Origin of the sequence: Onishia taeanensis, assembly GCF_013349955.1 — a bacterium.
In the GTDB taxonomy this organism is placed as follows: Bacteria; Pseudomonadota; Gammaproteobacteria; order Pseudomonadales; family Halomonadaceae; genus Onishia; species Onishia taeanensis_B.
Genome location: NZ_JABVXC010000012.1, coordinates 110570 through 123689, shown reverse-complemented (window position 1 = coordinate 123689; position 13120 = coordinate 110570). Strand labels below are relative to the sequence as shown.

Genomic DNA, 13120 nt, shown 5'->3' with positions numbered 1-13120 from the left:
GTCACGGCTTAATCTCCCCTTGGGAAGCCTGCGCAGATGGTGTGGCCGCCAGTCACTGGTGTGCACCATCACCCAAGCCTTCTCACCACTAGGTGAGGAGAGATGGTAACCCCCGGAATCGTGAGGTGTGAGCCTCTCGGTCCCGGCACGAAGGAGTGATCACTGTGCCACTAGCTCTCGAAGGCAAGAAGGCAATTGTTGCCGAGGTCAGTGAGGCCGCTAAGGACGCTCTCTCCGTCGTAGTTGCCGATTCTCGCGGCGTGGACGTTAGTGCCATGACCAGCCTGCGTAAGCAGGCGCGCGAGAATGGTGTGCAGATTCGTGTTGTTCGCAACACCCTGGCACGCCGCGCTCTGTCCGGAACTCCCTGGGAGATTCTGGATGAGACTTTCTCAGGTCCGACACTGTTGGCCTTCTCCTACGAGCACCCGGGCGCTGCAGCCCGTCTGTTCAAGGAGTTCGCCAAGGGTCAGAAGGACTTCGAAGTCAAGGCGCTGGCATACGAAGGCGAGTTCATCCCGGCTTCCGATCTTGACCGTCTGGCCACGCTGCCGACACACGATGAAGCGATCGCCAAGCTGATGTCCGTCATGAAGGAAGCTTCTGCCGGCAAGCTGGTTCGTACTCTCGCGGCATTGCGCGACCAGAAGGAAGAAGCGGCCGCTGCCTGATTGGCCCGCTTCTCCAGGTAGCCTGAACCGACCATTGAATCACGAGCACTTGGTCCCCTGGCCGAGGCTCCGCAAAGTCTAGGAAATTGAACATGGCACTTACCCAAGAAGACATCATCAACGCCGTCGCCGACATGACCGTCATGGAAGTGGCTGAGCTGATCGAAGCGATGGAAGAGAAGTTCGGCGTGAGCGCGGCTGCAGCCGTCGTCGCCGGCCCGGGTGGCGGTGAAGCCGCTGCTGAAGAAGAGCAGACTGAATTTGACCTGGTGCTGACCGGCGCTGGCGACAAGAAGGTCAACGTCATCAAGGCCGTCCGCGAGATCACTGGTCTCGGCCTGAAGGAAGCCAAGGGTGCCGTCGACGGCGCGCCGGCGACCATCAAGGAAGCGATGTCCAAGGACGACGCCGAAGAAGCGAAGAAGAAGCTGGAAGAAGCCGGCGCGAGCGTGGAGCTCAAGTAATCCTTGTGCCCATGGCTTCACGCGCTGCGTAAGCTTCCACGGCTGGTGGCGGGCTTCCCGCTACCGGCCTTTTTCTGTTGTTACTAGCTGCTCGCATTCAGGCGACGCCGCTAGCCGAATTCCGACGGCGAGCTTCCATGAGGGGGCTTGCCGTCAGCGCCTGACGGGACCCATCCCGTCAGGTGGCGCCGACACGCATCGGTCACCCATGGTGAACAAGCTGGGGAATACAGATGGCTTACTCATACACTGAGAAAAAACGCATCCGCAAGGATTTCGGCAAACTGCCCCAAGTGATGGATGTGCCTTACCTGCTGGCCATCCAGCTTGATTCCTACTACGACTTCCTCCAGCAGGATCGCTCGCCGGAAGAGCGGCTCGAGCTCGGCCTGCACGCCGCCTTCAAGTCCGTATTCCCGATCGAGAGTTTCTCGGGCAACGCTGCTCTCGAGTATGTCAGCTATCGTTTCGGCACGCCGGCCTTCGACGTCAAGGAATGTCAGCTGCGCGGGGTCACCTATTCGGCACCGCTGCGCGTCAAGGTCCGTCTGATCATCTACGATCGCGAGTCATCCAACAAGGCGATCAAGGATATCAAGGAGCAGGAAGTCTACATGGGGGAAATCCCCCTGATGACCGAGAACGGTACCTTTGTGGTCAACGGTACCGAGCGTGTCATCGTCTCCCAGCTGCATCGCTCGCCGGGTGTGTTCTTCGACCATGACAAGGGCAAGAGCCACTCCTCCGGCAAGCTGTTGTACTCTGCGCGGGTCATCCCCTACCGCGGGTCCTGGCTCGACTTCGAGTTCGATCCCAAGGACAACGTCTTCGTGCGCATCGACCGTCGCCGCAAGCTGCCGGCGTCCGTGTTGCTGCGCGCGCTGGGCATGAGCGCCGAGGAGATCCTCGATAACTTCTTCGAGACCAGCACTTTTCATATCGAGAAGAGCGGTTTCTCGGTGGATCTGGTGCCGTCGCGCCTGCGCGGCGAGACCGCGACCTTCGACATCAAGGATGCCGATGGCAGTGTGATCGTCGAAGAAGGTCGTCGTATCACCCAGAAGCACATCCGTCAGATGGAAAAATCGGGCCTCGAGCGTCTCGAAGTGCCGATGGAGTACCTGTACGGCAAGACGCTGGCCAAGGATCAGGTCGATCCGAAGACCGGCGAGCTGATCTGCGAGTGTAACTCCGAAATCACCGCCGAGCTGCTCGAGAAGCTGGCCACCGCCGGCATTACCACCCTCGAAACGCTCTACACCAACGACCTCGACTGCGGTCCGTTCATCTCCGACACCCTGAAGCTGGACAGCACCCGCAGCCAGCTCGAGGCGCTGGTCGAGATCTACCGCATGATGCGCCCCGGCGAGCCGCCCACCAAGGAAGCCGCCGAGACGCTGTTCCACAACCTGTTCTTCACCGAAGACCGCTACGACCTGTCGGGCGTGGGGCGGATGAAGTTCAACCGTCGTCTGCGTCGTGACGGTGATACCGGTTCCGGCGTGCTCGACAACGGCGACATCCTCGATGTGCTCAAGGAGCTGATTGCGATCCGCAACGGCTTCGGTGACGTCGATGATATCGACCACCTGGGTAACCGCCGCATCCGCTGTGTCGGCGAGATGGCAGAGAACCAGTTCCGTGTTGGCCTGGTGCGCGTCGAGCGTGCGGTCAAGGAACGCCTGTCCATGGCCGAGAGCGAAGGCCTGATGCCGCAGGACCTGATCAACGCCAAGCCGGTCGCGGCAGCGGTGAAGGAGTTCTTCGGTTCCAGCCAGCTGTCCCAGTTCATGGACCAGAACAACCCGCTGTCCGAGGTCACCCACAAGCGTCGTGTCTCGGCGCTCGGCCCGGGCGGTCTGACCCGTGAGCGCGCCGGGTTCGAGGTGCGTGACGTACACGCGACTCACTATGGTCGCCTGTGCCCGATCGAAACGCCGGAAGGCCCGAACATCGGTCTGATCAACTCGCTGGCCACCTACAGCCACACCAACAGCTACGGTTTCCTCGAGACGCCGTACCGCAAGGTCGTGGACGGTCAGATCACCGATGAAGTGGTGCAGCTGTCGGCCATCGAAGAAGGCAACTTCGTCATCGCCCAGGCCTCGGCCACGGTTGACGAGAACGGCCATCTGGTCGATGACCTGGTTCAGGTGCGTCACCGCGGCGAGACCACCTTCATGGCGCCGGACAAGGTCACCATGATGGACGTGTCTCCGCGTCAGGTGGTGTCCGTGGCGGCAGCCCTGATTCCGTTCCTCGAGCACGATGACGCCAACCGCGCCCTGATGGGGGCGAACATGCAGCGTCAGGCGGTGCCGACCCTGCGCGCCGACAAGCCGCTGGTAGGTACGGGCATGGAGCGATTCGTCGCCCGTGACTCCGGTGTCTGCGCGGTGGCCCGTCGTGGTGGCGTGATCGACTCGGTCGATGCCCGTCGCGTCGTGGTGCGGGTCAATGAGGACGAGATCATCGGCGGTGAAGCCGGTGTGGATATCTATAACCTCACCAAGTACACCCGCTCGAACCAGAACACCTGCATGAACCAGCGTCCGATCGTGCGCCCGGGTGACCGGGTATCCAAGGACGACATCCTTGCCGACGGCCCGTCCGTCGACATGGGCGACCTGGCGCTGGGCCAGAACATGCGCATCGCCTTCATGCCCTGGAACGGCTACAACTTCGAGGACTCCATCCTGTTCTCGGAGCGCGTGGTGCAGGAAGATCGCTTCACCACCATCCATATCCAGGAACTGACCTGTGTGTCTCGCGACACCAAGCTGGGCGCCGAGGAAATCACCTCGGATATTCCCAACGTGGGTGAGTCGGCGCTGTCCAAGCTCGACGAAGCCGGCGTGGTCTATATCGGTGCCGAGGTCGGCCCGGGCGACATTCTGGTCGGTAAGGTCACGCCGAAGGGCGAGACCCAGCTGACGCCGGAAGAGAAACTGCTACGTGCCATCTTCGGTGAGAAGGCCTCCGACGTTAAGGATACCTCCCTGCGTGCCCCGACCGGCATGAAGGGTACGGTCATCGACGTTCAGGTCTTCACTCGCGACGGCGTCGAGAAGGACTCCCGCGCACTGTCCATCGAGCAGATGCAGCTCGATGAGGTGCGTAAGGATCTCCAGGAGACCTACCGCATCGCCGAAGACGCGACCTTCGAGCGCCTGAAGCGCACCCTGTCCGGTCAGCCGGTCAACGGTGGTCCCAAGCTCAAGAAGGACGATATCCTCTCCGAGGAGTATCTCGAAGAACTGCCGCGTCAGCAGTGGTTCAAGCTGCGCATGCAGGACGAGTCGCTCAACGAGCTGCTGGCCCAGGCCGATGAGCAGCTCGAGAACCGTCGCAAGGAGATGGACGAGCGCTTCGAGGACAAGAAACGCAAGCTGACCCAGGGTGACGATCTGGCGCCTGGCGTGCTGAAGATCGTCAAGGTCTACATGGCGGTCAAGCGTCGCATTCAGCCGGGCGACAAGATGGCCGGCCGTCACGGTAACAAGGGTGTTATCTCCGCGATCATGCCGATCGAGGACATGCCCTTCGACGGCGGCGGTGAGCCGGTCGACGTGGTCCTGAACCCGCTGGGCGTACCCTCGCGCATGAACGTCGGTCAGATCCTCGAGACGCACCTGGGCATGGCCGCGCGTGGTCTTGGCGTCAAGATCGAGCACATGCTGCGCGAGGCCCGCGAACAGCAGGTCGTCCAGCTGCGTGACTTCCTCGGTAAGGTCTACAACACCGAGGGCGCACGACTCGAGGACATCAGCTCGCTGTCCGACGATGAGGTGATCGCGCTGGCGAAGAACCTCCAGGGCGGTGTGCCGATGGCCACCCCGGTCTTCGACGGCGCCAAGGAGCATGAGATCAAGCATCTGCTGAGCCTGGCCGATCTGCCGGATTCCGGTCAGATGACGCTCTACGATGGGCGTACCGGCGAGTCCTTCGACCGCCCGGTGACGGTGGGCTACATGTACATGCTCAAGCTCAACCACCTGGTCGACGACAAGATGCATGCGCGCTCCACGGGCTCATACTCGCTGGTCACCCAGCAACCGCTGGGCGGCAAGGCGCAGTTCGGTGGTCAGCGCTTCGGTGAGATGGAGGTCTGGGCCCTGGAAGCCTACGGTGCTGCCTATACCCTCCAGGAGATGCTCACGGTCAAGTCCGATGACGTGGAAGGTCGTACCAAGATGTACAAGAGCATCGTGGATGGCGACCACACCATGCAGGCGGGCATGCCGGAATCCTTCAACGTACTGGTGAAGGAAATCCGCTCGCTGGGCATCGACATCGAGCTGGAAGGCTAAGCACCCGGGACTTGAGTCAGTACTGGCGACAGTACTCACGACAGTGCTCGAGAAAGATGGTCCGCGGGGGCGGGCAGCACGCCGCCCCCGCCTATGACAACTCCGCAACGGAGCCGACCTATGAAAGATTTGGTTAAAGTTCTCAAGTCGCAGGCACAGTCCGAAGAGTTCGACGCGATCAGAATCACTCTCGCGTCACCGGACCTGATCCGCTCCTGGTCTTACGGCGAGGTAAAGAAGCCCGAGACCATCAACTACCGTACCTTCAAGCCGGAGCGTGACGGCCTGTTCTGCGCCAAGATCTTTGGCCCGGTGAAGGATTACGAGTGCCTGTGCGGCAAGTACAAGCGCATGAAGCACCGCGGCATCATCTGCGAGAAGTGCGGCGTCGAGGTCACCAAGGCCGCGGTTCGTCGCGAGCGCATGGGCCATATCGAACTGGCCAGCCCGGTCGCGCACATCTGGTTTTTGAAATCGCTGCCGTCGCGCATCGGCATGTTCCTGGACATGACCCTGCGTGACATCGAGCGCGTGCTCTATTTCGAGAGCTTCGTGGTCGTCGATCCGGGCATGACCACCCTCGAGCGTGGCCAGCTGCTCAACGACGAGCAGTACTTCGAGGCCCTCGAGGAATTCGGCGACGACTTCGATGCCCGCATGGGTGCCGAAGCCGTGCAGGCGCTGCTCAAGGACATCGACCTGGACGAGGAGATCAATCATCTGCGCGAAGAGATTCCGCAGACCAACTCCGAGACCAAGATCAAGAAGCTGTCCAAGCGCCTCAAGCTGCTCGAGGCCTTCTCCAAGTCAGGCAATGCGCCGGCCTGGATGGTCATGGAAGTGCTGCCGGTGCTGCCGCCGGACCTGCGTCCGCTGGTGCCGCTGGACGGCGGTCGCTTCGCGACCTCGGATCTCAACGATCTGTATCGTCGCGTGATCAACCGCAACAACCGCCTCAAGCGTCTGCTCGACCTCAATGCGCCGGACATCATCGTGCGCAACGAGAAGCGCATGCTGCAGGAATCCGTGGACGCACTGCTCGACAACGGTCGTCGTGGGCGTGCCATCACCGGTTCCAACAAGCGTCCGCTGAAGTCGCTTGCCGACATGATCAAGGGCAAGCAGGGGCGTTTCCGTCAGAACCTGCTGGGTAAGCGCGTCGACTACTCCGGTCGTTCCGTGATCACCGTGGGTCCGACCCTGCGTCTGCACCAGTGCGGCCTGCCGAAGAAGATGGCGCTCGAGCTGTTCAAGCCGTTCATCTATTCCAAGCTGCAGTCCAGCGGCCAGGCGTCCACCATCAAGGCCGCCAAGAAGATGGTCGAGCGCGAGCTGCCGGAGGTGTGGGACATCCTCGCCGACGTCATCCGCGAGCACCCGGTACTGCTCAACCGTGCACCGACGCTGCACCGTCTGGGCATCCAGGCCTTCGAGCCGCTGCTGATCGAAGGCAAGGCGATTCAGCTGCACCCGCTGGTCTGTGCCGCCTACAACGCCGACTTCGACGGTGACCAGATGGCGGTCCACGTACCGCTGACCCTGGAGGCCCAGCTCGAAGCCCGTGCGCTGATGATGGCCACCAACAACGTGCTGTCGCCGGCCAACGGTGATCCGATCATCGTGCCGTCTCAGGACGTGGTGCTGGGTCTGTATTACATGACCCGTGAGAAGGTCAACGCCAAGGGCGAAGGCATGATCTTCTCCGACCTCAAGGAAGTCGAGCGCGCCTTCGGCACTCAGAACGTGTCCATGCACGCTCGGGTCAAGGTGCGGCTGACCGAGTTCCTGCCCGAGGAAGAGGGCGGTGAGCTTGTCGAGCGTACCTCGCTCTACGACACCACCGTCGGCCGTGCGATGCTGTTCCGCATCCTGCCCAAGGGCGCCCCCTTCGAGCTGGTCGACCAGCCGATGAAGAAGAAGGCGATCTCCGGGCTGATCAACGAGGTCTACCGCCGTACCGGCCTCAAGGATGCCGTGGTCTTCGCCGACCAGTTGATGTACACCGGCTTCCGTCTGGCCACCTGGTCCGGCGCCTCCATCGGCGTCAACGACTTCGTCATCCCCGATGCCAAGAAGGGCATCGTCGATGCCGCCGAGGACGAGGTGAAGGAAATCGAGGACCAGTTCTCCTCCGGTCTGGTGACCGCGGGTGAGAAGTACAACAAGGTCATCGATATCTGGTCCAAGGCCAACGACAAGGTCGCCAAGGCGATGATGACCGGCATCTCCAAGGAGAGCGTGGTCAACCGCGACGGTGAAGAGGTCGAACAGGACTCCTTCAACAGCGTCTTCATCATGGCCGACTCCGGTGCGCGTGGTAGTGCCGCTCAGATCCGCCAGCTGGCGGGTATGCGTGGCCTGATGGCCAAGCCGGATGGCTCGATCATCGAGACGCCGATCACCGCCAACTTCCGTGAGGGTCTGAACGTACTCCAGTACTTCATCTCCACTCACGGTGCCCGTAAGGGGCTGGCGGATACGGCCCTCAAGACCGCCAACTCCGGTTACCTGACCCGTCGCCTGGTCGACGTGGCGCAGGACCTGGTGATCACCGAGCCGGATTGCGGCACCGAGAACGGTCTGACGCTGCACCCGGTCATCGAGGGTGGTGACATCATCGTCTCGCTGGCGCAGCGTGTGCTGGGCCGTGTGGTCGCGCAGGACGTGGTCGACCCGGCCACCGACGAAGTGCTGATCGCGCGTGGCACCCTGCTCGACGAAGCCTGGTGTGCCGAGCTCGACACCATGGGTGTCGACGAGATCGTGGTGCGTTCGACCATCACCTGTGACACCGCTCACGGCGTCTGCTCGGCCTGCTATGGTCGTGATCTGGCGCGCGGGCACCAGGTCAACACCGGTGAGGCGGTCGGTGTCATCGCCGCTCAGTCGATCGGTGAGCCGGGTACCCAGCTGACCATGCGGACCTTCCACATCGGTGGTGCGGCCTCTCGTGCCTCGGCCGTCGACAGCGTGCAGGTCAAGCACGGCGGCAAGGTGCGCCTGCACAACATCAAGTCAGTGGAGCGTGCCGACGGCAAGTTGGTGGTGGTATCCCGCTCCAGTGCCCTGGCCGTCGCTGACGACCACGGCCGTGAGCGCGAGTACTACAAGCTGCCTTACGGCGCCGAGCTGTCCGTCAAGGACGGCGAGCTGGTCGAAGGCGGTCAGACCGTCGCCAAGTGGGACCCGCACACCCATCCGATCGTGGCCGAGGTCGAGGGTAAGGCGCAGTACATCGACATGGACGAAGGCGTTTCCATCCACCGCAGTGTGGATGAGATGACGGGCCTGTCTTCCATCGAGGTGATCGAGTCCGCCGCACGCCCGGCCTCCGGTCGCGAAAAGCGTCCGATGATCATGCTCGCCGACGACGCCGGTCAGCATATTTCGCTGCCTGGCTCCAACACTCCGGTGCAGTACCTGCTGCCCGGCAAGGCCATCGTCTCGATCGAGAACGGTGCCGAAGTGGGTGTCGGTGAAGTGGTCGCCCGTATTCCGGTGGAAGCGACGGGTAACAAGGACATCACCGGTGGTCTGCCTCGCGTGGCCGACCTGTTCGAAGCACGTAAGCCCAAGGAGTCGGCGATTCTCGCCGAGATCAGTGGCGTACTCAGCTTCGGCAAGGAGACCAAAGGCAAGCGTCGCTTGACGATCACTCCGGCCGATGGCGATCCGTTCGAGATGCTGATCCCGAAATGGCGTCAGATCGCGGTCTTCGAGGGCGAAACGGTCGAGAAGGGCGAGGTCATCTCCGATGGCCCCAGCAACCCGCACGACATCCTGCGTCTGCTGGGCGTCAGCGAGCTGGCCAAGTACATCACCGCCGAGGTGCAGGAGGTCTATCGCCTCCAGGGCGTGGGCATCAACGACAAGCACATCGAAGTCATCGTGCGTCAGATGCTGCGCAAGGTCGAAATCACCGATGCCGGTGACTCCGACTTCATCACCGGTGATCAGGTCGAAGTGGTGCGTGTGCTCGAGCAGAACGCGCGTCTGGAGCAGGAAGACAAGTTCCCGGCCAAGTACGACCGCTTGCTGCTGGGTATCACCAAGGCGAGCCTCGCCACCGAGTCGTTCATCTCCGCGGCCTCCTTCCAGGAGACCACCCGCGTGCTGACCGAAGCGGCGGTAACCGGCAAGCGCGACTACTTGCGCGGCCTGAAGGAAAACGTGGTGGTGGGGCGCCTGATCCCGGCCGGTACCGGCTTGACCCACCATGCGGAGCGTCGCCGTCGTCGCGAAGACGCCGAGCGCGTGCTCCAACCGTCGGCTCAGGACGTCGAGCAGGAATTGGGCGCTCAGCTCACCGCCCTCGACGCGGATGACGACGAGATCTAACCGGAGCCAGCTCAAGGCCGGCGCCATATGGCGTCGGCCTTGACGCGGATCGCTCCGAGACAGTAGAATGCGCAGCCTTTGAAAGTGGGGTGGGTACGCCCGCGCTCGCTAACGAATGGCCAAGGCAATCATTGGAGTCAGCTACAGACCATGGCAACTATTAACCAGCTAGTGCGCAAGCCGCGCAAGCGCCCCGTCGTCAAGAGCGACGTCCCGGCGCTGCAGGCCTGCCCGCAACGTCGCGGGGTTTGCACCCGCGTTTACACCACTACCCCGAAGAAGCCGAACTCCGCACTGCGTAAGGTGTGCCGCGTTCGTCTGACTAATGGGTATGAAGTGTCTTCCTACATCGGTGGTGAAGGTCACAACCTGCAGGAACACTCTGTCGTGCTGATTCGCGGCGGCCGAGTGAAGGACTTGCCGGGTGTGCGTTATCACACCGTTCGCGGCGCTCTCGACACCTCCGGTGTCCAGAACCGTAAGCAGGGCCGTTCCAAGTACGGCACCAAGCGTCCGAAGTCCTAAGCGACTCGTACGCCGCCGGAACCGCCATACCATATTGCATCGGTCTGATAAGAGTAAGGTCGAGCGTTGCAGGCAAGTCCTGTATCAGTCTCGGGTTTACCTGAAGGACCCCTTAGTTTTGAGGGCTTATCATGCCTAGAAGAAGAGTTGCTGCGAAGCGCGAAATCCTCCCGGATCCGAAGTTCGGAAGCGAGCGCCTGGCAAAGTTCATGAACCACCTCATGATCAGCGGCAAAAAGTCTGTAGCTGAACGTATCGTCTATGGCGCCCTGGACCGCGTGTCCGAGCGCAACAATGATGACCCGCTGGAGATCTTCGACAAGGCGCTGGAAACCATTCAGCCCATGGTCGAGGTAAAATCTCGTCGTGTCGGTGGTGCTACCTACCAGGTGCCCGTGGAAGTGCGTCCCTCGCGTCGTCAGGCGCTGGCCATGCGCTGGCTGGCCGATGCTGCCCGTAACCGTGGTGAAAAGACCATGGTGCAGCGTTTGGCCGGTGAGATGCTCGATGCCGCTGAAGGCAAGGGCGCCGCTGTGAAGAAGCGCGAAGACGTGCACCGCATGGCGGAGGCCAACAAGGCCTTCTCGCACTACCGCTTCTAAGCAGGCTTCGCAACTTGAGGCGCTCATATGTCTGGGCGCCTCCAACCAACGGGGAATTCCATCGTGGCACGTAAGACACCGCTTAAGCGCTACCGTAATATCGGTATCGTTGCCCACGTCGACGCCGGGAAGACCACCACTACCGAGCGTGTCCTGTTCTACACCGGCCTGTCCCACAAGGTTGGTGAGGTCCATGATGGCGCCGCCACCATGGACTGGATGCAGCAGGAGCAGGAGCGTGGTATCACCATCACCTCCGCGGCGACCACCTGCTTCTGGCAGGGCATGAACAAGCAGTTCGATGAGCACCGCATCAACATCATCGACACCCCGGGGCACGTTGACTTCACCATCGAAGTCGAGCGTTCCCTGCGTGTGCTCGATGGCGCGGTCGTCGTGCTGTGTGGCAGTTCCGGTGTGCAGCCGCAGACCGAAACCGTCTGGCGCCAGGCCAACAAGTACGAAGTGCCGCGCATGGTCTTCGTCAACAAGATGGACCGTGCCGGCGCTGACTTCTTCATGGTCCTCGACCAGTTGAAGACCCGCCTGAACGCCAATGCGGTGCCGATCCAGATCAACTGGGGCGCCGAGGACGAGTTCAAGGGTGTCGTCGATCTGATCCAGATGAAGGCGATTCTGTGGGACGAAGACAACCATGGTATGAACTATGACCTGGTTGATATCCCGGCAGAGCTTCAGGAAACCGCCGAGAAGTATCGCGAAGAGATGGTCGAGGCGGCCGCCGAAGCGTCTGAAGAGCTGATGATGAAGTACCTCGAGGAGGGCGAGCTCTCCACCGAGGAAATCAAGGCCGGCTTGCGTCGTCGTACCCTCGACAACGAGATCGTCCTGGTGACCTGCGGCTCCGCGTTCAAGAACAAGGGCGTGCAGGCCGTGCTGGATGGCGTCATCGAGTACATGCCGTCACCCACCGAGGTCAAGGCCATCGAGGGCGAGCTGGACGACAAGGATGGCACCATCGCGACCCGTGAGGCCGATGATAGTGCGCCCTTCTCCGCGCTGGCTTTCAAGATCGCCACCGACCCGTTCGTTGGTACCCTGACCTTCATCCGTGTGTATTCCGGGGTCTTGAAGTCTGGCGACAGCGTCTTCAACTCTGTTAAGAGCAAGAAGGAGCGTGTCGGCCGTATCGTGCAGATGCACTCCAACTCTCGCGAAGAGATCAAGGAAGTGCTGGCCGGCGATATCGCCGCCTGTATCGGCCTCAAGGACGTCACCACCGGTGATACCCTGTGCGACCTGACCGACAAGATCGTGCTCGAGCGCATGGAGTTCCCGGATCCGGTGATCTCGGTGGCCGTGGAGCCGAAATCCAAGGCCGACCAAGAGAAGATGGGTGTGGCCCTCGGCAAGCTGGCTCAGGAGGATCCGTCCTTCCAGGTCAAGACTGACGAGGAAACCGGCCAGACCATCATCTCCGGCATGGGCGAGCTGCACCTCGATATCATCGTTGACCGCATGCGTCGCGAGTTCAAGGTCGATGCCAACATCGGCAAGCCGCAGGTCGCCTATCGCGAGACCATCCGCCACAGCGTCGAACAGGAAGGCAAGTTCGTTCGTCAGTCTGGCGGTCGCGGTCAGTTCGGTCATGTGTACCTGCGCATCGAACCGCTGACCGCAGAAGACAAGGGCGACGACGAGGAGATGCACTTCAAGTTTTCGTCCGAGATCGTCGGCGGCGTGGTTCCGAAGGAATACGTGCCTGCTGTCGAGAAAGGGGCCTATGAACAGCTGCAGAACGGTGTCATCGCGGGTTACCCGATGATCGACGTCAAGGTCACGCTGTACGATGGTTCCTATCACGACGTGGACTCTAACGAGACCGCGTTCAAGATCGCTTCTTCCATGGCGATCAAAGAAGGTGCCAAAAAGGCCAAGGCCGTGCTGCTGGAGCCGATGATGAAGGTCGAAGTCGTGACCCCCGAGGAGTTTATGGGTGACGTCATGGGCGATCTTAACCGTCGTCGCGGTCTGGTGCAGGGCATGGATGACACTTCCTCAGGGAAGACCATCCGCGCAATGGTGCCGCTGGCTGAGATGTTCGGTTATGCAACCGATCTGCGTTCTCAGACCCAGGGCCGTGCAAGCTACTCCATGGAGTTTGCGAAGTACGACGAGGCGCCCTCCAGCATCGTGGAAGCCGTCATCAACCAGAACGGTTAACCGTTAGCTAACGTAAAGAGGTTATA

7 protein-coding genes are annotated in these 13120 nt (G+C 61.5%); all 7 read left to right on the top strand.

Annotated features, from left to right (window positions below; all coding sequences use genetic code 11):
• The first annotated feature begins 164 nt into the window (after nt 1-164).
• The 7 genes from rplJ (at nt 165) to fusA (ending at nt 13094) form a co-directional block, all read left to right on the top strand.
• A complete protein-coding gene (rplJ, locus tag HUS66_RS13945) occupies nt 165-671 on the top strand; it encodes a 50S ribosomal protein L10 (RefSeq protein ID WP_175071568.1) in 507 nt (168 codons plus the stop codon).
• Nucleotides 672-763: 92 nt separating this feature from the next.
• Complete coding sequence (gene rplL / locus HUS66_RS13940) at nt 764-1135, top strand: 50S ribosomal protein L7/L12 (RefSeq protein ID WP_175071566.1); 372 nt, start codon at nt 764-766, stop codon at nt 1133-1135.
• 233 nt (nt 1136-1368) lie between these two features.
• Nucleotides 1369-5445, top strand: coding sequence for a DNA-directed RNA polymerase subunit beta (gene rpoB / locus HUS66_RS13935; protein WP_175071564.1), 4077 nt, complete (start codon nt 1369-1371; stop codon nt 5443-5445).
• A 120-nt stretch (nt 5446-5565) separates the two neighbouring features.
• Nucleotides 5566-9783 (top strand): DNA-directed RNA polymerase subunit beta', encoded by a 4218-nt coding sequence (gene rpoC / locus HUS66_RS13930; RefSeq protein WP_175071562.1) that lies wholly within the window; start codon nt 5566-5568, stop codon nt 9781-9783.
• A gap of 150 nt (nt 9784-9933) precedes the next feature.
• The gene (gene rpsL / locus HUS66_RS13925; RefSeq protein WP_092527252.1) at nt 9934-10308 is read left to right on the top strand and encodes a 30S ribosomal protein S12; all 375 of its coding nucleotides are present in this window, start codon (nt 9934-9936) and stop codon (nt 10306-10308) included.
• A gap of 131 nt (nt 10309-10439) precedes the next feature.
• A complete protein-coding gene (gene rpsG / locus HUS66_RS13920; RefSeq protein WP_092527250.1) occupies nt 10440-10910 on the top strand; it encodes a 30S ribosomal protein S7 in 471 nt (156 codons plus the stop codon).
• Between the two features lie 63 nt (nt 10911-10973).
• Nucleotides 10974-13094 (top strand): elongation factor G, encoded by a 2121-nt coding sequence (gene fusA, locus HUS66_RS13915; protein ID WP_175071560.1) that lies wholly within the window; start codon nt 10974-10976, stop codon nt 13092-13094.
• Nucleotides 13095-13120: the final 26 nt, after the last annotated feature.